The following is a 21190-nucleotide window of genomic DNA, read 5'->3' as shown; positions in this document are numbered from 1 at the left end:
TGTAGTTACCCGCTAAAAGACCGCGTTATGCAGCCTGTTCTGTTGGAAGTCCGATCATGCGGTTTAGGTCTTCAACCTTAAGCGCCGGGAGTGTTTGCTTAGCGACATCCAAATCGTCAGGGATAAGCTCTTTGCTTTCAGGCCATACCTCGATCAGTCGTTTAATGGTGGTTACCGAGTTCAGCGCAGCCCATACCGTGCTTTCGATGTCTCTTTTGCGAGCTTCCAGTTTTGACTCCGCCGCGAAAACTTCATCGAACCGCGTAGCAATCTCGTGGTCAGCCGCAAACATGCAGCGATCTCGAGTTGGAGTAAGAAGCTGGATGCCTGAACCCTCGCTGTCATCGCCATATGAGCACCACCCAAGCCGTCTTCCACCGATGGAGATAAAAATGTTCTGGCTCTTGCCATCGGAGCTATACATTGAAACTCCTGATTCAGTTAGCTCCTTTTCGAGCCGCTCGAACTTCTCGTAGAGCCGATCAAGCTTTTCAGCTTTCTCTTTTCCGCCGAACGCGAAGACCCTCGCGTCACGGGCAATTTCTTGCCGCTTAACCTGAAGGTCCTCAAGCTCTGCAATAACGCCTGATTTGATTAGCGCGTTCTTTGCAATGCGCTCCCGGAAAGCATTTGTTAATCGTGTTGAAGACATACCATCACCCCTTTGTTTATTCACCGCAGGCCACTCGACCCGCTGATTAACGCGCTGTAACTTGCTTTGAATTGCGATGACCAGCTGCGAAGATTGCTACTTCAGGTAAGCAACTTGCGCCGCCGGTGTTCGTATCGCGCAGACTGCCGAGCGAAGTGGCGCGGTCTACTCGTGACATATCCTGTTTTCTTTCCTGTGCCGCGTTCTGAGAAGCCTCAGCGCGACGCTTAGCCATCAGCTCACCACGTTTCAGATAACGCCGTGTAACGCTGTTGCTTGCGATTAAATTGGTCATACGTCCTCCAGTGGTTGCTTTGGTGATTGGATGGCCGGTGCTGATCTCCGGCTTACTGGTTGGAGCGCCCGCACCACCAGTGACACTGTCTTGAGGCGCCGGTTGGTTACGACTTGCCATGAGCGCTGTTAATACATCGGTCGAGCATCAGCCTGCTCATTCATCCAATCCCAAAGCAACTTCCTTTGGCCTCCCACAAGGGCGGGAGAAATTACCCCATCAATGTTAAAAAGCAGCCTGACTGCATGTCTGGCGCGGCTGAACTTCCTGTGCCGCAGTCGATATTTCGTTTCGATGGGCTAACAATAGCTAAAGCGATTATTGGAGTCAATCGCCAAAACGATATTATTCATAGATAAAGCGATAATTAATTGATTGGTAAAGCGATTTTTATTGGAATTAATTTACGTGGTATGCTGATTTTTTTGGTGGGAGATGTGCGTGGACCATAAAGAGTGGGTTGATAAACTGCGATGGTTAAGCCCTGAACAGATCGTTCAGGTTCATTTCGGTCTTCAGGAGGATATTAAGAAGTTTTACAAGCTGAGGGGTGAGGGAGATAACCTTGCCAGGGCAGAGCATTTATGCGAGCAGATGATTGCGCTATCAGAGTTGGCTTTCCCGGCTTTGCGGCATGCTCATGACAAAAGGGCTGAGGAATATGAGTCGTTAACGGGGAGCAAATATCCCAGTGATTTTTACCCGCCTTCACATTATGGATTCTCTCAGCTGTCAGTCATCCTGAAAAAAAGAAAGGAACATGATCGGATTGAAGATATCCGTGAAAAGTTGATTCGAGAAGGTTGGAGGTGCTAGCCCGGATGCCGGGCTATGCGAATCGTCTGTAGTCGATTGACTGCCTGATCAGAACTTTAGCCATAACGTAGAACGTGTCTTCGTCTCCGGGCTCAACGTACCATTTCTCATAAATCGGGTTATCTGAGATGACAGCCAGACGGTCACGCTGCATCTGCAGGCGCTTAACGTGCAGAGTTTTTCCGAACACAAAGACGTAAACACCATCCCCATCAAAATGCGTAATGCCAGTATCAACGAAGATCTGGTCTCCGGGGCTTATCGTGCCATCCATGCTGTCGCCGTTAACGGTAATTACTTTTACATGGTGAGCTGGTCGATTGCCGAAAAGAACTCTTGCCTGTTCCGTGGTGTATTCGATAGCCCTAATCGTCTCAATGAAATCACTGGTCACAAGTGAGCCAGGGCCAGCGCTGGCTTTTACGTCGAGTACATCCACGCGGTAGATCCCATTCTTAGATGCTTTTACCTGGTATAGCGCATTAGGCTCACGCAGGCTACCGGCATCCATCTCTCCCTCACCAGTCGACAGCCATTCCGGCCGAACGCCGAGCACAGAGGCGATCTCAACAGTCTTGCGAGAACCATTGGCATCTTTAAGCAACTTATTGACGCTGGACTGAGCCATGCCGACATCTTTGGCTAAACGGCCTTGAGTGTAACCAGCAAGTTTCATCGCCTGCGACAGGCGCTCTGAGAATCCCATATTCACCTCTGTAAATGACCCCTTTAATCCTATCGCTCAAGCGATTATTTAGCAAAAAATCGCCTATGCGATTGACATTCGCTAAAGTGATATCCATAATCGCTTTAAACTGATAGCTGAGGTGATTATGAAGACCCCAACAGTAGAGAAGAACTCCGCAGTAGAAAAAGCGATTGCCATTGCTGGCAGTCAAAAAGAACTGGCCCGTCGTTGTGGCAAGGCCCAGTCAACGATTTGTGACTGGCTGAACGGCAAGAAACGCATTTCACCTGCTTTCGTGCCTGACCTGGTTAATGCAGTTGATGGGAAGGTGGCTGCTCATGAATTCAGGCCTGACCTTCCAGCTCTATTCCCACACCCGACCGGAATGTAAGCACCACCGCTCTTTAACATTGCTGATCTTCTCTCCGCCTTTGTGGAGAAAAAACAAAGCATTCAACGATGCGCACTAACTAATTCAATTAAGGAGACTGCACATGCAATCACTTACTTATCAACAGAATATCGGATTTTCGCCCGGCGTGATGATAAATCGCGCTCAGCAAAAACAAGAAGATAACCACGACGCGATCCGCAATGCGATTCGCTCATGGGCAGCAGTTCAGGGTCAGGACGTGGTGACGATGCTGATCGTCAATGAGTACCGGGAGCAGGGCGGGGTGGATATCACCTTTCCGGAGGATGTCAGCAGGCAGCGCCAGAAGCTGTTCCGCTTCCTGGATAACCGGTTCGACTCTGAACAGTACCGCGCGAACGTGCGCCAGCTGACACCGGCAATCATGGCCGTTCTGCCACTGGAGCATCGAGAGAAGCTGATGCCGGAAGACAGCCTGATGGCTCGCCTGGCACGACTGGAGAAGGAAACCAGTGAAGCGAAGATAGCCATAGCCATGAACGCGCCGCGACACCAGAAGCTGAAAGAGTTGAGCGAGTCGATCGTCGAGATGTACCGCGTCGACCCTGGCTTAACCGGGCCGCTGATGGAGATGGTGCAAATGATGATGGGGGTTGTATGAGAGGCCCAGAAAAAGAAAAAGCCCTTGAAGCGGTAACTTCAAAGGCCTTCTCAACACTGTGTTACGCCAAGTAACGGGAGTAAGTATGACAAACAATGATAGTGAATACCAGGTGCTTACGGAAATGAAAGTGCCTGATGGATATCGTGAGAATGGATTTATCTACATCCTGAAAAACGAGTCTATGCCTGGAGTTTACAAAATAGGCATGACCACTACCTCCCCTGAGCAGAGGGCGAAGGAAATTTCTTCAACTACTGGAGTTCCTACGCCTTTCTCAGTCGTTGCGGCATTCCATTCAAAAAACCCAGCCAAAGATGAAAAACTGGCTCACGAGGCATTTTCTGCTGAGCGAATCAGCCAAAGCAGGGAGTTTTTCAAGTTCTCACAAAATGAGTTGGAAGATGCGATCGATGAGTTGAATTCAATCATTGGGCCAGAGAGAAATCGAGATGTGGCGGATCTGGCTGTATACGACGCCTTTATCTCTTTTTCTAATGAAAGAGAAATAAACCTTACAGATGAACTGTACGAGCTGGGATTGGGAGGGATTATCGGGCACACGCCAGCAGTTAAAAACTTCCTCCTTCGTGCCGGAATTTCGTACGCGAAGGACCTTATTAGCAGGAGCAATAGCTCCATCTTCATAAATCCTGATGGCTCAGTGGTTCTCGTTAAATCAGTTGAAGCTCAATATTTTGAGCATTGGGGGATAAATGAACACCGCTGAAATATTCAACTTCCCTGTGCCTGTCGTGGCACTAACGGAGCCGCGCGTGGCAGATCTCGAGGATGGGTTTACGCGCATCGCCAATGAGCTTCTGGAGGCCGTCATGCTGGCGGGGCTTTCTCAGCATCAACTCCTGGTCTTCATGGCTGTAATGCGCAAAACATACGGCTTTAACAAAAAGTCTGACTGGGTCAGCAATGAGCAAATTTCAGGCCTCACTGGAATTCTTCCCCATAAATGTTCAGCGGCCAAAAGCGCCTTAGTTAAGCGCGGGATTTTCATCCAGACCGGTCGTGCAGTAGGCATTAACAAGGTGATTGGAGAGTGGTCTACATCACCCCAAAAAGGTAAGGAAAAAGACGCTTACCCGAAAGAGGTAAGTTTACCCGAATCAGGTAATAAAAGATTACCCGAATCAGGTAACGACACTTACCCGAATCAGGCAAACACAAAAGACAAACATACAAAAGAAAAGAAAGACAATAGTAATAAAACAAATAAGTCACCCAAGTCAGTTTCATTCGACCCGAACAATGCCGAATTGCCAGAGTGGTTATCAGCTTCAGTCTGGGCAGCTTGGGTGTCCTATCGTCGTGACCTGAAAAAGCCAATCAAATCCCAGCAGACAGTTACCCAAGCGATAAATCTTCTCGATCGCTGCCGGCTAAGTGGTCACCTGCCAGAAGAGATTATCAACCAGAGTATCGCCAATGGCTGGCAAGGCTTGTTTGAACCTAAATCAGCTAAACAGCAACCGCGGCAGCAGTCTCGCGTTACCGAGAATTTTGCCGGGAAAGACTACGGCACCACTGAAATTCCAGAATGGGCGAGGGACTGATCATGACGCTGGATGAAAAAATCACTCAACTTGAAAAGCTCCTTGAAGAACTGAGCAAGCCGCCAGTTGTCATCGAGGATACCGAGGTTTCAATCAGCACTGAAAACTGTGAGAAGCATGGGCAGTTTGAATGCAGAACCAGAATTTACGTGAACTCAGTAATCAAGATCCCCCCTCGGCCAAGTATTTGCCCAGGCTGCCTGAGCGATGAACTGATCCGACTGCAGGGTGAAAAAATTCGCATCGACGAAGCTGCCCGTAAGAGAAATATCAGCCTGCTTCTGGATGGTCTGAACATCCCAGCCCGATTCGAATCCTGCTCACTGGAGAACTACGAGCCGGTGAATGACGATGCAAAACGCGCGCTGAAGGTCTGCCAGGCATACGCCAGCCGCTGGCCTGAGCGCCTGCAGAAGGGTGGCGGTCTGGTGATGTGTGGCAAGCCCGGAACCGGCAAAAACCACCTCGCTCTGGCTATCGCCCGTCATGCGATCACCGAGCACCAAAGCTCAGCTGTGTTCACAACCGCACTGAAAATCGCACGTGAGTACAAATCAACCTGGTCGAAGGGCTCTAGCCGCACTGAGGACGATGTGATCCGCTACTTCACCAGGCCTGACCTGCTGATAATCGACGAGGTAGGCGTCCAGTTCGGCAGTGATGCGGAGAAGTTGATCATGTTCGAAATCATCAACACCCGGTACGAGCGGATGAAGCCAACCATCCTGATCAGCAACCAGACCAAAGACGAGCTGGCTGCGTTTATCGGTGAGCGAGTCATTGACCGTATGAGCGACGGCGGCGGCTGCACATTGTCTTTCACCTGGGATTCATACCGTTCGAAGGGGGCCGCATGACCGGAAGAGAAGCAATCGAGTGGTATCTCGACACTCACGGTTCATTCAACGCCGCTGACGTGGTCAGGGCTTTAGGCGTGACCCGTAAACAGGTCGATCAGGCCTCAAACAAGATGCGCGAAAACGGCGAGATTGTGCTGAAGCAGAAAGCGTGGAGATGCAATACCTACGTCTATGCGGAAGACGATGAAGGCCAGCCGATCAGCCGCGACGGCATCAACACGATATTCCAGGAGTGCCGCAAGAGTCCGGCTATGCGCCGCGTTCTGGCGGTGTATGGGAGGGTTTCACCATGAGTAATCGCCTGCCAGATGAGGTGCTGCACACCATGGCTACGGAGCCGTTGTTCTCTGTGGTGCTGGAGAGGTGCCTCGAAGAAGAGGATCTGGTATCTAACTTCGAGCGAATGTTTGAAGTACAGCGACCACCAAAGCGGTTAAGACCAGTGGAGTTGATGGTCGATCAGGCAACCGGCTTTCGTGATGACCAGTGGTCAGAATTCTTTTCAGCATTCATTCCCTTCGTGCACCGCTGCGTGTGGTTGACATGGGAAGGGCGTTTTGAGGAGCGGAAATCATGAAAAGCCCCAACCAAATCGCTGAAATCATCCAGTACGTAACCAAACATCCTGGCTGCTACATGTCTGACATCCGTCGCGACACATCCATCCAGAAAGGGGCGATAGCTTCGGCGCTAACCGAGCTTACCCGGGTAAAACTCTGCGTCGTGAAGGCTTTGAGAAGCGATACCGCTACTTCGTTATCCGCCCGGAAGACCGGCCCGCAACTGCACCGAAGCGGATTCCAAAGCAGCCCAACCGTGACACAGCCAACCCTCTTAACAACCTATTCAATCAGTGCCTGGCTTCTGTCAGGGGCGGGAGAGCATCAGCATGAGCATCAGAACCTACGCAGTGAATTGCAATGACGCATGGCTAAACACCAAGGGTGATGACATCACCGGCTCATACGTTAAGTACAAAGACCATCAGGAAGTGGTGGCCGAACTGCAAGCCAAGTGCGCGGCGCTGGCCGATGAATCCGAAGAGCGTCGTCAGTTCATTTTGAATGGCGTGGAGATGGGGTTTATCAGGCTTCCAGATAAAGACACGAGAGACCCTGCCACAGCAACTTATGAGCGCTGCCTGAATGGAATCCAATATATGCCATGCCCGAAATGCAACGACACAGGCATGATGGATAGTGGCGGGACGCAACCTTGGGGCGAACCGATTGAAATTGAATGCGACTGCCGCCAGCAGGATGCCAAGACCGCAGACCTGGTATCCGCAGGAATCATCACTAAGGTGGGGGAGTAGGGATATGTCACGGCAAATCAGATTAACGGATGCTCAGATTTATACGCTTCGCAGAATTAAATCCGGGACAAGATACTTTATGCGCGGCGACATGAAAAAGGGGGAACAGGATAAAGTCCCCCATCGGGTGAATTGCCCGTCTCTTCCGGTGTTGTTTCGCGAAGGGCTGGTTGATTGGCGATACCCTAATCGCAACAAAAACCCAGGCCTACACTACAGCGTTGAGTTAACTCCAGATGGCGTTTCAGCAGCCATCGCGGCACAAACCAGAAAGGAACGCGGGCTATGAACACTTTCACCAAAGACCCATCCACTCACCCAGCCAACGGCCCGCTCACGGAAGGGCGCCTGAGCGCACTGATCCGTGTCGCTAGGGATTCTCTTGAATTGTATGAAATGGAGCTGCCTGTCATTGATGATGTAATGCTAGCGCTGGCCGAGCTACAACATCGCCGCGCCGCCATGCTTCAGGGTACTCACCGCGACTTATCGCATCCAGTAGACCCGCAGGTTGCTGAGTACGAGAAAATCATGCAGCAGGCCGTGCCTGATGGGTGGGTGGCTGTGCCGATAGAACCGACAGAGGGCATGGTCATTGCTGGTTTCGAGGCAGAGCTACGCGAAGAGTTCCGCGACCCAGAAGCCTGGGAAGCATTCGAGGCTATGAGTGGCTGCGAGCAGGCGGCGCACCGGGCAAAGTGGTGCTGGGCTGCAATGATTGCAGCAGCACCGCAGCATGACGGCAAGTGATATATAATCCCTCTCAGACCGGGAGGGATGTTTTATGTCTGAGTACGAAAAATTATCCGAAGAGCTCTACAACGAGGCATGCCGGATTGTTGGCGAGTGCTGCCTTATGCTGGCGACTAACGGAGCGGAAACGAACAGGGATCAACTCGTGCACCAGTTGAAGATTCTGCACTGGAAGATTATGGAGCAAGCCGACGAAAGCAATCTGGCTATCCTTCTGGCGATTGAAAAACTGGCAACGAGTGAAGACTGGAAGAATCCATACACTGGGTAAGCGAAGCATTCAACTGCGCTGAAAGTTGATAATCAATTCTCAAAAGTAGTGGTATAATTACTGTGCCGCCGGAGTGAACGACCGGCGGTGCAGGCGCGTCATATTGGGGACGATATGACGACACACATCGAGTACACCAATACCCTTTCACCGATGCAGAAATGCACCGGCGATTTTCTGCATTCTGCGGTTTCCTGTGGGGAGGCCGTATGAAACAGCAATTCCTCCTCCGTAACACCAATATCCGCGCCAATGCCATCAACGCGATTAACCAGCTGCAGCTCGACGAGAAGCGGCCGGTCGTCATCGAGATAAAAGAGATGACCCGCTCCATCGACCAGAACGCGAAGCTTTGGTGCTGCCTGAGCGACATCAGCAGCCAGGTTGAATGGCATGGCCGCAAACTCTCCTCTGAGAATTGGAAACATATTTTCACCGCCGCGCTGGTTAAGCAGGAAGTCGTGCCGAACCTTTCCGGTGATGGCTTCGTGGTACTGGGCCAGTCAACCAGCAAGATGACCGTCGGCCAGATGCGTGACCTCATCGAGCTGATTCACGCCTTTGGTGCTGAGCGTAACGTCCGCTGGGGCGATGAATCACGCCTGGCTATGGAATGGGCTTCCCGCTTCGGAGGTGCCCGTGGCTAGTCCTCTCGCTCGCATCATCACCAACGAAATCTACCGGGTCCGGACGCGCCGCAAGCGCAAGCCGGATCTCAAGCCATCAGAAATCCCAACCCTCAAGGGCTACACCGCTCGTCTCGTCGATCAGAAATGGCTGCGCTTGGCAGCAAGGAGAGGTCATGCGTAAACCATCCCGCCGCAAGTGCAAAGTATGCGGAGAGAAGTTTATCCCGCAATACGACAATATCCGTTGGTGCTGCCCGGCTCATGGCGCTATCTATGCGCTGGAGCTTCGAGCCAAGGAGAAAGTTAAGGCAGAGGCTAAGCGCATCAGGGAGAAGCATCAGGCCGAGAAAGAGAGTCGGGATCGCAAGGCTAAAAAACGCCTTGATGTTAAGCCGCTGAGTTACTTCGCAAAGCAGGCGCAGCAAGCGTTCAACGAGTTTATCCGGTACCGGGATCGGCATCAGCCATGTATCAGCTGCGGTCGTTATCATTACGGCCAGTATCATGCCGGCCACTTCCGCACGACTGGAGCTAACCCAGAGCTTCGCTTCAATGAAGACAACTGTCATCGCCAGTGCGCCCCCTGTAATAACCACCTTTCAGGCAACCTGATCGCCTATCAGCCAGCGCTTATCGCCAAGATTGGCAAGTCCCGCTTTGATGCCCTGATGGGGCCGCACGAATTAACGAAATGGAAACGCGACGACTACATCCGGATCCGAGATGAGTACCGCGCAAAACTCAAAGAACTGAAACAGCAGGAGGCAGCATGAGAGATCCGGTAAACGCACTGGCAATTATCAACACGTACCGGCACAAGCATGTTCAGGCCGTACGCACTCCTCATGGGGTTGTCTTCATGGGCATGAGAAACCTGACTGCCGCCGAGAAGAAAACGCTGCTTGCCATCCCTCAAGCTGATCTGGATGCAGCGCTAAGGTGGCAGAAATGACCCGCGATCAGATAGCCCGATACCAGGCCGAAAGCGTCATGCGCGCCAAACAGCCGCCAGTAGCAAAGCACAGCCAGACCAAAAAACCTCAGAAGGAAGCCGCTTAATGAACGTTCAATATTTGCAGTATGTGCGTGAGCAGCTGATCGTTGCGACTGCCGATCTGAGCGGCGCCACTAAAGGCCAGCTGGTCGCCTTTGCCGAAAACGCTATGTTCACTGCCACACCGCGCAGCCGTTCCCGCGTGAAGGTAATCAACCCGGCTAACGGGAAACTGGTTAATCCGAGCAATCCGCCGATCCCCGGGCAGCAGTCACGCGCTAAGGGGTCGCACATTCCTCTCGTTCAGCCGGTAGAGTTCTCCACCGCATCGTGGCGTCGCGCGGTCCTGTCGCTGGATGAGCACCAGAAGGCGTGGCTGCTCTGGAACTACAGTGAGAACACACGCTGGGAGAACCAGTTGGCGATTACCCAATGGGCTTGGGGTGAGTTCAGGGCGCAACTGGGCGTGAAGAAGGTGGCTGGGAAAACGATGGACAGGCTGAAGGCGTTAATCTGGCTTGCGGCGCAGGACGTCAAAGAGGAGCTGGCTGGGCGTGACGTTTATGAATATCAGGCACTGGCCGAGTTGATAGGCGTGGCGAAATCCACCTTTACGGAAACATATCTGCCGCACTGGCTGGCAATGCGCAGCAGCTTTACACGGCTTGATAGCCACTCTCTTATCTCAGTAACGCGATCACGTTCACAACAAAAGGCGACAAACTTTAACTCAAGTCTTGCAAAACCGAACTGAAACGCATATATTTCATGTAAATCTGATATCGTCGCCATAGCTTTGGTTGTCGACTGAATTAACAAGCCTCGCCATCGTGCGGGGCTTTTTATTTGCCTGTAGCTAAGCGGTAAAGCACCCAACTCATAATTGGATGATCGCTGGTTCGAATCCAGCCAGGCGAACCAATACCCCTACCTGGGACCATAAGAGCTACGGCTCAAGCAATACCCTCATCTTGGCGGACCAGAACCCGCCTTTTTTACTCGCGCCCATCCATACAGCTAATCACCTTACCCCTTACCTCGATGGATGAGGCGCATTCCTATGACTCGCACAGCACCCCCTGACGCCGGAGGTGTGGAATGTACCGTATGAATACAAGCAACGGCTTTTGGTCGTATTTCTGGTCTTCAATAACAGGATTTCTGACCATGCTGACATTGCAGGATGTGCTGTTTGCGTTCGGCGCAGTGGTCTCTGCGTTATTCGCATGGCTGACCTACCGATCAAATGACAGGAAAAACAAAGCGGCTATTGAAGAAGATCGTAAGCGTACCGAGATACTAAAAACAGCCTATGCGCGGGGTGACGTATCAAATATTCCTGAAGCAGTGAAAGTCACACAGGAAATCGACGCGGCTATTCAGCCTATGGAGCAATAGCATGGCTATGTTTTCCACACTGCGCAGCCGAATTATCGGTGCAATTACTGCCGGTTCCGGTGCGATTGCGATCGCCGCTGTCATGTTGGGAAATGCCGGTGGACTTGAAGGTCGTCGCTATTACGCCTATCAGGATGTGGTAGGCGTATGGACGGTATGTGATGGGCACACCGGCAGCGACATTCGGCGCGGCCACCGCTACACCGATCGGGAATGTGACAAGCTGCTGCAGTCCGACCTGCAAAAGGTGGCGACGGGCATCGACCCGCTGATTAAGGTGCGCATCCCAGACGCTACCCGGGCGGCACTCTACTCCTTCACCTATAACGTCGGATCCGGAGCTTTCGCCAGCTCTACGCTGCTAAAGAAAATCAACTCCGGTGATGTGCCCGGTGCCTGCAAAGAACTGCAGCGCTGGACGCACGCCGGTGGCAAGCAGTGGAAAGGGCTCATCACCCGTCGTGAGATTGAGCGTGAAGTCTGTGAGTGGGGCCAGAAATGAAATATCTGCCTTCAGCAATATGCATGGCGGCCGCTGGATTTATTGCTGCAAATGGACATGACGGGTGGGGATGGTTTCTGTTCGTAGGGGTAATTCTTCTATGAGTCGATTCACTGCAATCATTTGCGCCGTCATCATCCTCTTGCTCGTATCGATGGCATGGGCGGTTAATCACTACCGCGACAGTGCCATTGCCTACAAAGGCGAGCGCGATAAAGAATCCTCCCGGGCTGACGCATCCGAAGCTGTGACCGGAAACGTTCTGCAAACCATCAGGCTAAACAACATCGTCATGGAAGCCAACCAGCATGCCAAGAATCAGATCGCACTGGACTCACAGAGTGCCCAGAAAGACATCCGAGTGGCTGTTGCAGGCGATAGTTGCGCTGATCGCCCTGTGCCTGCTGCTGCCGTTAAGCGGTTGCACGACTACGCGGACAGTTTACGTGAAGGTTCCGGTGGTGCCGCTGCCGGCAAACCTGACAACTGAGACACAACAGCCCGCTATCCCTGAACCGCTGACCTACGGGGCCAGTCTGGATCTGAATGTCAGCCTGCTGTCGGCGCTGGGCCAGTGCAACAGCGACAAGGCCAGTATCAGGAAGATAGAAATTATGAGGGCTTCACATCAATAAAATTTTGATGTGATATCCACTTGAAATCCAAGGCCATACCCTCATGATGTTATGGGAATAAAACGTCATTAAATTAATGAGGACTCATTATGTTAGAAGGGTATTTTGGTAATGGACCATCACCTGAAGACAGGCAGCGTTTACTGGCTGTTCAGGCAGCGCTTGAAATAGTAAAAGCTACTGCCAGCTCCGGTGGAGTTATGCATAGCAACTTGGATCAGGCTTCGGACCGCATTGGAAAGCTGGCGGATGCAATCGAGGCCGCACTTAAAAAATAAGCTTCAGACTTTTTATACAACCGCCTCCGGGCGGTTTTTTATTGCCATCACCATGGGTAGACCCATCGTAATGGCTATAACGGATAAATCGTAGTTAAGCCCTATAGGGGATAAAGAGACTCTATAACTTATATCTACCTAATAAACCTGACTACCTAAAATGGCGAGTAGGTTCACTCCCTGCCAGATGGTTCGAATCAGTTCCACTTTAAGTCTGTGGTGTATGAGAAATTATGATGAGATGAATAAGGCTACGCCCTGCAAGGCAAAGCTAACAGAAAGACTCAACATCCCTAATCTTTGCATCCGAACAATACGTTTATTTTCATCATCAATCTGCCTCGCTATTTCTTGATAGTTATCGGGAGGAAATATCCCCCAAGGGTGTGGTTTTAGGACATAGCCATTCATAAACATCAGTAATGAGCCAGCCAGACCAAAGATGATAGCAAGTGCATTAATGATAGTTGGACTCATTGAAATCCCTCTGTAGGTAAAATAATGGCACTCACCGACAAACAAGAAATGTTTTGTCGCGAGTACCTCATCGATTTAAACGCTACACAAGCGGCTATTCGGGCGGGGTACAGCGAAAAGACCGCGAACGAACAGGGCGCTCAAAACTTAGCGAAAGTTAGTATCCAGTCCAGAATCTCCGAACTCAAAGCGGAGCGCAATGATCGAATCGACATTGATGCTGATTATGTGCTGAAGCGCTTATTCGACATCGACCAGATGGATGTTCTCGACATCCTGACGGAATCAGGAGATCTAAAACCGGTGGCACAGTGGCCCAGGGTATGGCGCACCACGCTGTCCGGTCTTGATGTGATGACGATGGCAGGGGAAGGTGACACCGCGGGTCTTCTGAAGAAGATTAAATGGCCGGATAAAGTTAAGAACCTTGAATTGCTCGGCAAGCATATCAGTGTGCAGGCATTTAAAGAGCAGGTTGAGCAGAAGGTCACCGCAACGCACAACATCATGCCAGTTCCATTCTGTGATAGCGCAGATGAATGGGAAAAGGCAGCTCAGAAACAACAGGGTGAGGTATTGGGTGGATGAATTACAAAGCCGTCTGGAAACCTCTTCCCGGATCACAATCTCTGTCCCTTAGCTGTCCATGCAATGAAATCCTGTACGAGGGCACTCGCGGGCCCGGTAAGACCGCCGCACAATTAGCGCGTTTTCGTCGCCTTGTCGGCCTTGGTTACGGATCTTTCTGGCGCGGGGTGATATTCGATACTGAGTATAAAAACCTCACCGACATCATCACCCAGTCAAAGCGTATGTACCGCCTGTTTAACGACGGCGCACGCTATCTGGCGTCAGCATCTGAACTGCGCTGGGTGTGGCCCACTGGTGAGGAACTGCTGTTCCGCTTCGGCAAAGAAGAGGGTGATTACTGGGATTATCACGGTCAGGAGTTCCCGTTTATCGGCTTTAACGAACTGACCAAGCAGCAGTCTGGAGAGTTCTACGAGATGATGTTCTCTTGCCGGCGCTCCTCGTTCCGGCCTGAGAATTATCCGCGGGATGATGGCTCGTTACTCAAGCCGATCCCGCTGGAGACCTTCAGTACGACGAATCCGTTTGGCATCGGCCATACCTGGGTTAAGAAGCGCTTCATCGAACCTGCGCCGCGCGGCACCATCATTCGCGAGACGCAAAAGGTGTTCAACCCGCAGACCGAACGCGAAGAGGACGTAACGCTTACCCGCGTTGCGATTCACGGCTCGTTCAAAGAGAACCCGTATCTCGATCCGCAGTACATCGCGACTCTGATGGCCATCAAAGACCCGAACCGCCGTAAGGCATGGGTAGAGGGCTCATGGGATGTCACCAGCGGCGGGCGCTTTGACCACCTGTGGAACGAGTCCCTGCACGTCATTAAGCCGTTCCGCATACCGGATAGCTGGACCGTTGACCGCTCTCATGACTGGGGCGAGTCGAAGCCGTTCTCTAACCTGTGGTGGGCACAGGCTGATGGCACTGCCGCTGAGCTGCCAGATGGTCGCCAGTTCTGCCCGCCTGCCGGGTCTCTGATCCTGATTGGCGAGTGGTATGGCTGTCCGCCTGACGAGCTGAACAAAGGCCTGAATATGTCGTCTACCAACGTCGCTAAGGGCGTGGCGTGGATTGATAATCGGCTGACAGGCGATGATGTCGACGAGCCGGAAGAGATCCAGCTCGATGGCGTCACTCAGGGGCAACTGAACATAATGCCGGGCATATGCTCGGAAGTTATCCCCGGCCCGGCGGATAGCGCCATCTTCAATACCGGTGACGATGAATTGTCGATCGGACAGAAAATGGAAAATCAGGGTGTGGAATGGCTTGAAGCCAATAAAAAGCCAGGCTCGCGAGTAAACGGGGCTTCGGTTTTCGCTGACATGCTTGAGGCAGTCGTTGAGGGCAAAAAGCTGGAATCCGGCGTTCCTGAGAAGCCTGCATTTTACGTTTTCGAGCATTGTCGTGGCTGGATTAGCCGCATCCCTGTGTTGGTCAGAGACAGCAAAAACCCTGATGACGTAGATACCCAGCAGGAAGACCACGACTGGGACGCCACCCGCTACCGGGTACTGCACTCTCCTCGCCGTTCTGGGGCGATATTCTTCACATAAGGACAACTCAGTGAGTAACGATACAGAAATGCAAGTCCTCGCTGGGCTCATTGTGAACAGCCTCAACGAGGTCTCGAGATCACGTCAGCTTTATGCGGCTGGCTTCAACAAATCAGGTAACACCAAGCGGCACCATCTGTGGTGTGAATTTGGCTACCCTGAGCGTCTCGACTTTGACCACTTCTATAACATGTACGAGCGCAATGGTGCTGCGTTCGGTGCGGTTCATAAACTCCTGGATGCATGTTGGTCTGATAGCCCGGTAATCGTGGATGGCGACGAAACCAAAAAGGCCAAAAAGACCACGCCCTGGGAAAAGAAAGTCACCAAGCTCATGAAGAAGTACTGGGCAAAGGTGAAAGATGCCGATCGACGGAATCTTGTCGGGCACTATTCCGCTCTCATCCTGCAGTTTTCAGACAGTCGGGAATGGTATGAGCCAGTAAATCGTGACGTAATGCGTAATTCCCGTGAGCGCGGGCTGGTAAAGATGATTCCTGCATGGGAATCGCAGGTTAAGCCGGGGGAGTTAGAGCAAGATCAGAAGTCTCCTGATTACGCCATGCCGAAGTTCTATTATTTCCAGGAGCAACCCGTCGGGGATAGCGGCAATATTGTAGGTCCGATGCGCTCCATCAAAATACACCCTGAACGTATCATCATGTTTTGCGAGGGGTCAGAGGATGAATCATCACTGGCTGGCATCCCTTTCTTGCGTGCAGGCTATAACGACCTGCTGGACATGGCTAAAACCTCCGGCGGCAGCGCTGAAGGATTCCTGAAAAATGCCAGCCGACAGCTCGGCATTAACATGTCGAAAGACACCAAGATTGAAAAAATCATGGAGGATGCCAAGAAAGCCGGATATTCAGGGCTGGCTGAGGCACTAAACGCCGCCATCCAGAAGCTTAACTCTGGTACAGATTCCGCGCTGGTAACCCAGGACGGCGAGGCGAAAGTCCTCTCTGTCGCCGCTGCCGACCCGGGCCCAACTTGGACAGTGTCAGCGAACCAATTCTCCTCTTCAGTTCAGATGCCATTCACTATCCTGTTTGGACAGCAGACAGGAAGGCTTGCATCAGATCAGGACAAAAACGACTTTGCCAAGCGCTGCAATGGCCGCCGAAACGGGTTCCAGACTGGCCGCGCCAGCGCAGTCATCGAACGCCTGTGGACAGTGGAAGTTATCGAGCCGCCGAAGTCGGGCGAAATCACTTTAACCTGGTCTGATCTTCTTGCTCCAAGCGAGAAAGAGAAGATTGCCAACATGAAGGAAATGGCCGCAGTCGCGAAGGATACTCAGCAAGCCTACGGCACACCTGCTGTTGACGAGAACGAAGTGCGAGAGGCCGGAGAGCTTGAGCCTCGTGAAGATGTTAAGCCTCCAGATCCTGGCAAAAAGGTAACGACAGATGATCCTCTTTCCGATGACGCCGGAGCAAAAGACGAAGGTGGGGACGCCGGTAGTTCCGCGCAGCAAGATTGACCCGACGCGATCGGCAAAGCAGGTCACCGCGATGTTCCGGGATATCGAAGAGCGTTATCTCGGCATCAAGCGCGCCATTAAGGCCCTGTTCGACCAGCGCATAACTGGGCGAAAGCGGGAGGTCAACAGCCACAGCTGGCACTTCCTGTGCCACGTCAACGGCGAGGATCAGAGGCTCTACCAGGTCAACGCCGGGAAGTTCATCTACGATATGACCCCCCAGGAACTGGCGGAGCTGCTGGAGGCGGTGCAGGGAATCCTGGATGACTACCTGCTGGACGGTGGCGAGAACAACCAGTGGGCGATGGATTACGTCGTCGCTGAGGCGCAGCGCGGTACGTTGGAGGCGTTTAACAACCTCTCGCAGCAGTCGCAGGTATACGCCAGCCAGACGACGCTACAGCAGCTTTTAAGCAGTCCCGGTTATCAAAACCAGATCGCCTCCGCCAGGCTGACGACGTTCAGCGACTGGAAGGCGATCAGCGATGCCGCCCGGGCTGACCTGACAGGCATCATCACCGATGCGGTGGCGCGCGGGGTTAACCCGAGTGAAACGGCCAGCGTCATCAGTAAGCGCCTCGACGTGTCAATGAGCCGGGCAAAGTCGATTGCTCAGACCGAGCAGGTCGGCGCGCTTCGGCAGGCTCAGTGGAACGAAACGGACTGGGCCGCCGACCGACTGGGATTGAATACTGGTCTGCTGTGGCTATCAGCGCTCAAGCCAACGACGCGCACCTGGCACGCCAGCCGTCACGGCAAAGTCTACACCACCGAAGAGGTGCGGGACTTCTACGCCGAGAACGGAAACCGGTACAACTGCTATTGCAGCCAGATTCCGGCGCTGCTCAATGACGATGGAAGCATATTTAATGAAGGGTTGGCTGATAAGCTGGCGAAAGAGCGCCAGCTTTGGAAGGGGACTACTTGATTGGCGTAACCATTACCACTCTCAGTCCATTAATAGATGTTGCGCTTGATGCCGGGGTGTAATGAACAGAATCACGCATCGCTGCCTGAATAACCTCATCATCAAATGTGGTTAATTCTTTATCGCTACTGACATTGACGTCCCTGAAGGTTGGATCCCCATTAACCTGATAAGTAACCTTAAATAAAGCCATTGCAATCCTCCATAAGTGTTCGGCTTAAACAAATTACTGCCCGCTGATTAAGCGATCAAGAAACCTGAGGAATAATCGTGAAGCTATCCAGCATCCACGTTAAATCCCTCGCCATCAACGCCTCCAACATCTCAACGACCACCATCAACGGCCAGGAACACTACGTCATTCGTGGTGCGGTTCCTATCGTCGATGACATCGTGATGAATGGCGGCCTGTACCCGGCGGAGGAGATTAACAACAGCTACCAGACGATGGAGCGTAAGTTAATGCCGATCGGCCATCCGATGGTGAACGGCAAATACGTCAGCGCCAACGACCCGCAAGCGGTGAATGATTACTACGCCGGGGCATGGGCGCAGAACGTCAGCAAAGCCAGCGACAAGGTGGTGATGGACGTTTACGTCAACAAGGCGGTGGCAGAGGCCAAGCCTGACGGCAAGCGACTGATTCAGCGACTCGACGACATGATCACCGGCAATAACGCCGATCCGATCCACGTCTCCACCGGGCTGCTACTGAACAAAGAGCAAAAGGCTGGTGAGTCGAAGGGGAAGAAACACTCCTGGGTCGCCCACAACATGCAGTTCGACCACATCGCCATTCTGCTGGACGAGCCGGGTGCCGGGACGCCGGAAGAGGGGGTGGGCATGTTCGTGAACGCCGACGGGCAGGAAGGAAAGGTCGAAACTGCCAGCCTCATCGATGCGGCAAACAGCCTCAAAGATGGTCTTGTGAACAAGGTGAAGTTCTTTCTCACCCACAACTCCGACGCCTCATTCGACGAAATCTACCAGATGCTGCGTGAGTCTATCCGCGCGCCGTCTGGCAGTGACGTTTATCGCTATGTGGTGACCGTCTGGCCGGACAAATTCATCTACGAAGAGGGACGGCAGCTCTTCCAGCAGAAATACCTCATCGATGATAACGCGGTAACGCTGGTCGGTGAGCCCATCGAAGTCGTGCGCAAACCCACTGAGTACGAAGTCAAAACCAACGGAGAACAAAACCCGATGAAACAGAAGATGATCGCCGCGCTCAATGCCGCAGGCGTAACAACCGAGGGGCTGACCGACGATCAGGTCTGGGATGCCTATAACGAGCAGATGAAGAAGTCTGCTTCTGACGACAAAAAAGACGGCGGCGATGACGTCGATGATGCTGGCAAGTCGAAAAAGAAAGAGCCGACTGCCAACAGCGAAGAGATGCCTGCCTGGGCCAAGGTGCTTACTGAGAAGGTTACTGCGCTGAATAGCCAGATCAACGCCAACGCTGAAGGCGAGAAAAGCAACATGCGTGCGGCGGTGAAAGCCAAGTTCGGCATGACCGATGTCGCAGTAAATGCGCTGGACGGCGAGCCGCTGAAAGAGCTGTTCGCTCAGTGCCAGACCTCAACCGGCCTGAATGGTGCATTCCGCCAGGCAACCAATAACCAGTCAGTCAGCGAAATGCCGGAGTAAAAAATGGCTAAAGACGGAAAGCACGTAATCCACGCCGGTGGCGTATTCCCTAATCCGCTCCTCAATCGTGAAGGCCGCGCTACCGCGGTTAAGCCCGGCACTCTGGGATTCTTCGATGCTGGCGTTTTCAAAGTCTCCGTGGACGGCAGCGAGACGGCAATCATCTACGCAGCGGATTACGATTATCTGCGCTGCAAGACGGTGGATGACACCTTCGCGGTAGACGATCTGCTGGTTGGCATTCACCCGCTGCCGGGCATGTTCCTGAACGTGCGCGCTGCGGCTGGGACATACAAAAAAGGCGACGCTCTCTCTATCGCCAACGGCCAGGTCAAGAAGTGGGCCACTGGCGAAGCCGATCGCTGCTATTGCGACGAAGAGCGCCCAATTACCGCCGTAGCTGGCGACCTCATTCGCGTAGTGATTAAGTAAGGAGTCACTGAATGTTTGTTTATTCTAAATCGCTGGGCGAAAAGACCGGCAACCTGGCCGTGAACCAGTACCAGTTCGGTATGCTTTCGCAGGAGCGTGATGCGGCACTGAACCATCAGGGCATCAACGTCATGCAGGAGATGGCCGATCGCATCAACGCGGTTAACCACCTGAATGGCATTAACGCGGTGCGCTCCCCAGCGGATCTGTATAAGGCGTTTGACCAGACTGTTCTGCGTCAATTCCAGCCGAACACTGAGTTCACCCTGTTCAACGACCTGATGCCGCTGTCTCGTTCGGTGCGCATCAACCAGACCGTGTACGAATACGCCAAGTCCGGCGGCCGCATGTGGGCCCACACCTCCATGTCCGGTCAGATCGGTGCCGCGCTGGATGCCGTGCAGTACCAGTACGATGGCACCATGGTTCCGGTGCACGATACCGGCTTCAAGTTCCACTGGCGTGAGCCTCGACTGAACAACCCGGATGCGTTCGACATCATCTCTGATGCCCAGTTCGAGTCCACCAACGAAGTGCGCCGCCAGTATGTGGATTACATCTACAACGGCTACCGTGACGCGGAAGGGACTTACATCAAGTTCGATGAGAAGACCTGGAAGGGGCTGAAAAACGACGAGCGCGTGGCGATGGTGGATCTGGGCTCTACCGGCCTGAATATCGACTTCACCAGCGCGTCGGCTACGGCGGAAGCCATCCATAACGCGGCAATCAAGCTGCGCGATACGCTCAAACTGACCAACAACCAGTACGCAGAGCAGACCTGGTATGTGTCGAGCGCCATCATCTCCAATCTGGAACGCTACTACAGCGACAACTATCAGTCTGACACCATCCTGCAGGAGCTTCTGAAGCTGTCCGGCATTTCCGCGATTAAAGAAGATGCTCAGCTGACTGGCAACCAGATCCTGATTGTTCCGCTGACCGCTGGCGTGATTGCTCCGATTGTAGGTCAGGCGTTTGGCACCGTCGCCGATCCGCGTCCGTTCTACAACAGCGATTACATCTGGCGCACCTGGGGCGCTGCCGGCCTGATGGTTAAGACCGACATCAACAGCAAGAAAAGCGTCATCTACGCACACAGCTAAGGGGTGAGATATGGCACTGGTCAAAGTGATTAGCGATAACCTTTTCTCCGGTGCCAATCTCCAGAAACTGGAGGTTGGTGCAAAGGTGGAAGTGAGCGAAGACACCGCGAAAAAGTGGAAAGCCGCTGGCCTGGTGGAAATCGTATCCGGTGGTGATCGCAAGCTTGAAGTTGCCACGCCGGGCGATAATCCTGCAGAGCAGGCAGAGCAGGCAGAGCAGGCAGAGCAGGCAGAGCAGGCAGAGCAGGCAGAGCAGGCAGAGCAGGCAGAGCA

Annotated in this window: 34 protein-coding genes, 1 tRNA gene and 2 pseudogenes; 32 read left to right on the top strand and 5 right to left on the bottom strand. The window is 52.8% G+C overall.

Annotated features, from left to right (window positions below):
- Positions 1–25 precede the first annotated feature (25 nt).
- Positions 26–652 carry an Nmad5 family putative nucleotide modification protein gene (locus SOM40_RS13960; RefSeq protein WP_320530200.1) on the bottom strand — a complete coding sequence of 209 codons (627 nt, stop codon included), beginning with the start codon at positions 650–652 and terminating at the stop codon, positions 26–28.
- 46 nt (positions 653–698) lie between these two features.
- Complete coding sequence (locus SOM40_RS13955; RefSeq protein ID WP_320530199.1) at positions 699–947, bottom strand: transcriptional antitermination N peptide; 249 nt, start codon at positions 945–947, stop codon at positions 699–701.
- Positions 948–1388: 441 nt separating this feature from the next.
- On the opposite strand from SOM40_RS13955, the gene SOM40_RS13950 reads away from it, so the two are divergent.
- A complete protein-coding gene (locus tag SOM40_RS13950; RefSeq protein WP_320530198.1) occupies positions 1389–1763 on the top strand; it encodes a hypothetical protein in 375 nt (124 codons plus the stop codon).
- Positions 1764–1776: 13 nt separating this feature from the next.
- Here the strand turns inward: SOM40_RS13950 and SOM40_RS13945 are convergent, their stop codons facing one another.
- Complete coding sequence (locus tag SOM40_RS13945; RefSeq protein ID WP_320530197.1) at positions 1777–2469, bottom strand: S24 family peptidase; 693 nt, start codon at positions 2467–2469, stop codon at positions 1777–1779.
- A 127-nt stretch (positions 2470–2596) separates the two neighbouring features.
- Between SOM40_RS13945 and SOM40_RS13940 the strand changes: the two genes are divergently transcribed.
- The 23 genes and pseudogenes from SOM40_RS13940 (at position 2597) to SOM40_RS13830 (ending at position 12688) form a co-directional block, all read left to right on the top strand.
- The gene (locus SOM40_RS13940) at positions 2597–2842 is read left to right on the top strand and encodes a transcriptional regulator (RefSeq protein ID WP_320530196.1); all 246 of its coding nucleotides are present in this window, start codon (positions 2597–2599) and stop codon (positions 2840–2842) included.
- Between the two features lie 103 nt (positions 2843–2945).
- Positions 2946–3485, top strand: coding sequence for a toxin YdaT domain-containing protein (locus SOM40_RS13935; protein WP_320530195.1), 540 nt, complete (start codon positions 2946–2948; stop codon positions 3483–3485).
- An 85-nt stretch (positions 3486–3570) separates the two neighbouring features.
- Entirely contained in the window at positions 3571–4215 is a 645-nt protein-coding gene (locus SOM40_RS13930) for a GIY-YIG nuclease family protein (RefSeq protein ID WP_320530194.1), read from the top strand.
- Entirely contained in the window at positions 4202–5053 is an 852-nt protein-coding gene (locus SOM40_RS13925) for a replication protein (RefSeq protein WP_320530193.1), read from the top strand. The genes SOM40_RS13930 and SOM40_RS13925 overlap by 14 nt, the downstream gene beginning before the upstream one ends.
- Complete coding sequence (locus SOM40_RS13920) at positions 5038–5910, top strand: ATP-binding protein (protein ID WP_320530192.1); 873 nt, start codon at positions 5038–5040, stop codon at positions 5908–5910. The genes SOM40_RS13925 and SOM40_RS13920 overlap by 16 nt, the downstream gene beginning before the upstream one ends.
- Entirely contained in the window at positions 5907–6206 is a 300-nt protein-coding gene (locus SOM40_RS13915; RefSeq protein WP_320530191.1) for a protein ren, read from the top strand. Before SOM40_RS13920 ends, SOM40_RS13915 begins: the two co-directional genes overlap by 4 nt.
- Entirely contained in the window at positions 6203–6490 is a 288-nt protein-coding gene (locus SOM40_RS13910) for a hypothetical protein (RefSeq protein WP_320530190.1), read from the top strand. Before SOM40_RS13915 ends, SOM40_RS13910 begins: the two co-directional genes overlap by 4 nt.
- Positions 6487–6837: a hypothetical protein gene (locus tag SOM40_RS13905; RefSeq protein WP_320530189.1), complete on the top strand. Its 351-nt coding sequence runs from the start codon at positions 6487–6489 to the stop codon at positions 6835–6837. Before SOM40_RS13910 ends, SOM40_RS13905 begins: the two co-directional genes overlap by 4 nt.
- Positions 6803–7228, top strand: a complete 426-nt coding sequence (locus SOM40_RS13900) for a hypothetical protein (RefSeq protein ID WP_320530188.1) — start codon at positions 6803–6805, stop codon at positions 7226–7228. Before SOM40_RS13905 ends, SOM40_RS13900 begins: the two co-directional genes overlap by 35 nt.
- Before the next feature lie 285 nt (positions 7229–7513).
- Positions 7514–7978, top strand: coding sequence for a hypothetical protein (locus tag SOM40_RS13895; RefSeq protein ID WP_320530187.1), 465 nt, complete (start codon positions 7514–7516; stop codon positions 7976–7978).
- A 34-nt stretch (positions 7979–8012) separates the two neighbouring features.
- Entirely contained in the window at positions 8013–8252 is a 240-nt protein-coding gene (locus SOM40_RS13890) for a DUF2767 family protein (protein WP_312077141.1), read from the top strand.
- Positions 8253–8461: 209 nt separating this feature from the next.
- On the top strand, positions 8462–8899 hold the full coding sequence (locus SOM40_RS13885; RefSeq protein WP_312077139.1) for a recombination protein NinB: 438 nt from the start codon (positions 8462–8464) through the stop codon (positions 8897–8899).
- The gene (locus SOM40_RS13880; protein WP_320530186.1) at positions 8892–9062 is read left to right on the top strand and encodes a NinE family protein; all 171 of its coding nucleotides are present in this window, start codon (positions 8892–8894) and stop codon (positions 9060–9062) included. The genes SOM40_RS13885 and SOM40_RS13880 overlap by 8 nt, the downstream gene beginning before the upstream one ends.
- Entirely contained in the window at positions 9055–9654 is a 600-nt protein-coding gene (locus SOM40_RS13875; protein WP_320530185.1) for a recombination protein NinG, read from the top strand. Before SOM40_RS13880 ends, SOM40_RS13875 begins: the two co-directional genes overlap by 8 nt.
- Complete coding sequence (locus SOM40_RS13870; protein ID WP_058106376.1) at positions 9651–9833, top strand: hypothetical protein; 183 nt, start codon at positions 9651–9653, stop codon at positions 9831–9833. The genes SOM40_RS13875 and SOM40_RS13870 overlap by 4 nt, the downstream gene beginning before the upstream one ends.
- On the top strand, positions 9830–9940 hold the full coding sequence (locus SOM40_RS13865) for a PPVAKH motif-containing phage-derived small protein (RefSeq protein WP_320530184.1): 111 nt from the start codon (positions 9830–9832) through the stop codon (positions 9938–9940). The genes SOM40_RS13870 and SOM40_RS13865 overlap by 4 nt, the downstream gene beginning before the upstream one ends.
- Positions 9940–10629 (top strand): bacteriophage antitermination protein Q, encoded by a 690-nt coding sequence (locus SOM40_RS13860; protein ID WP_320530183.1) that lies wholly within the window; start codon positions 9940–9942, stop codon positions 10627–10629. Before SOM40_RS13865 ends, SOM40_RS13860 begins: the two co-directional genes overlap by 1 nt.
- A 92-nt stretch (positions 10630–10721) precedes the next feature.
- A tRNA-Ile gene (locus tag SOM40_RS13855) sits at positions 10722–10796 on the top strand.
- 177 nt (positions 10797–10973) lie between these two features.
- Entirely contained in the window at positions 10974–11273 is a 300-nt protein-coding gene (locus SOM40_RS13850; protein WP_320530182.1) for an SHOCT domain-containing protein, read from the top strand.
- A gap of 7 nt (positions 11274–11280) precedes the next feature.
- On the top strand, positions 11281–11775 hold the full coding sequence (locus tag SOM40_RS13845; RefSeq protein WP_320530270.1) for a lysozyme: 495 nt from the start codon (positions 11281–11283) through the stop codon (positions 11773–11775).
- A gap of 70 nt (positions 11776–11845) precedes the next feature.
- Positions 11846–12142, top strand: a pseudogene (locus SOM40_RS13840) (hypothetical protein); the annotation flags it as partial.
- Entirely contained in the window at positions 12084–12410 is a 327-nt protein-coding gene (lysC, locus tag SOM40_RS13835; protein WP_422655542.1) for an Rz1-like lysis system protein LysC, read from the top strand. The pseudogene SOM40_RS13840 and the gene lysC, both read left to right, overlap by 59 nt.
- Before the next feature lie 89 nt (positions 12411–12499).
- The gene (locus SOM40_RS13830) at positions 12500–12688 is read left to right on the top strand and encodes a hypothetical protein (RefSeq protein WP_320530180.1); all 189 of its coding nucleotides are present in this window, start codon (positions 12500–12502) and stop codon (positions 12686–12688) included.
- 231 nt (positions 12689–12919) lie between these two features.
- Here SOM40_RS13830 and SOM40_RS13825 read toward each other — a convergent pair whose 3' ends face one another.
- Positions 12920–13165 carry a hypothetical protein gene (locus tag SOM40_RS13825; protein WP_317457713.1) on the bottom strand — a complete coding sequence of 82 codons (246 nt, stop codon included), beginning with the start codon at positions 13163–13165 and terminating at the stop codon, positions 12920–12922.
- Positions 13166–13189: 24 nt separating this feature from the next.
- On the opposite strand from SOM40_RS13825, the gene SOM40_RS13820 reads away from it, so the two are divergent.
- Genes SOM40_RS13820 through SOM40_RS13805 form a run of 4 tightly spaced genes read left to right on the top strand, consistent with a single transcriptional unit; the run spans position 13190 to position 17726 of the window.
- Positions 13190–13753 (top strand): terminase small subunit, encoded by a 564-nt coding sequence (locus tag SOM40_RS13820; protein ID WP_256024929.1) that lies wholly within the window; start codon positions 13190–13192, stop codon positions 13751–13753.
- On the top strand, positions 13750–15312 hold the full coding sequence (locus SOM40_RS13815) for a terminase large subunit domain-containing protein (protein ID WP_320530179.1): 1563 nt from the start codon (positions 13750–13752) through the stop codon (positions 15310–15312). Before SOM40_RS13820 ends, SOM40_RS13815 begins: the two co-directional genes overlap by 4 nt.
- A gap of 28 nt (positions 15313–15340) precedes the next feature.
- Positions 15341–16798, top strand: a complete 1458-nt coding sequence (locus tag SOM40_RS13810; RefSeq protein ID WP_320530268.1) for a DUF1073 domain-containing protein — start codon at positions 15341–15343, stop codon at positions 16796–16798.
- Positions 16725–17726: a phage minor head protein gene (locus SOM40_RS13805; protein ID WP_320530178.1), complete on the top strand. Its 1002-nt coding sequence runs from the start codon at positions 16725–16727 to the stop codon at positions 17724–17726. The genes SOM40_RS13810 and SOM40_RS13805 overlap by 74 nt, the downstream gene beginning before the upstream one ends.
- Here the strand turns inward: SOM40_RS13805 and SOM40_RS13800 are convergent.
- Positions 17719–17919, bottom strand: coding sequence for a hypothetical protein (locus SOM40_RS13800; RefSeq protein ID WP_134215703.1), 201 nt, complete (start codon positions 17917–17919; stop codon positions 17719–17721). The two genes, SOM40_RS13805 and SOM40_RS13800, sit on opposite strands and share 8 nt — an antisense overlap.
- Positions 17920–17996: 77 nt before the next feature.
- Between SOM40_RS13800 and SOM40_RS13795 the strand changes: the two genes are divergently transcribed.
- The 4 genes and pseudogenes from SOM40_RS13795 to SOM40_RS13780 all read left to right on the top strand — a co-directional run.
- Positions 17997–19379, top strand: a complete 1383-nt coding sequence (locus SOM40_RS13795; RefSeq protein ID WP_320530177.1) for a DUF2213 domain-containing protein — start codon at positions 17997–17999, stop codon at positions 19377–19379.
- A 3-nt stretch (positions 19380–19382) separates the two neighbouring features.
- Positions 19383–19811 carry a hypothetical protein gene (locus SOM40_RS13790; RefSeq protein ID WP_320530176.1) on the top strand — a complete coding sequence of 143 codons (429 nt, stop codon included), beginning with the start codon at positions 19383–19385 and terminating at the stop codon, positions 19809–19811.
- An 11-nt stretch (positions 19812–19822) separates the two neighbouring features.
- Complete coding sequence (locus tag SOM40_RS13785; protein ID WP_320530175.1) at positions 19823–20917, top strand: major capsid protein; 1095 nt, start codon at positions 19823–19825, stop codon at positions 20915–20917.
- 10 nt (positions 20918–20927) lie between these two features.
- Positions 20928–21170, top strand: a pseudogene (locus SOM40_RS13780) (hypothetical protein); the annotation flags it as partial.
- Positions 21171–21190 lie beyond the last annotated feature (20 nt).

Source organism: Leclercia sp. CFBP8987 (assembly GCF_034044995.2).
GTDB lineage: Bacteria > Pseudomonadota > Gammaproteobacteria > Enterobacterales > Enterobacteriaceae > Enterobacter > Enterobacter tamurae.
Note: the sequence above shows the minus strand (reverse complement) of the source record. Positions and strands in the feature narration are given on the sequence as shown.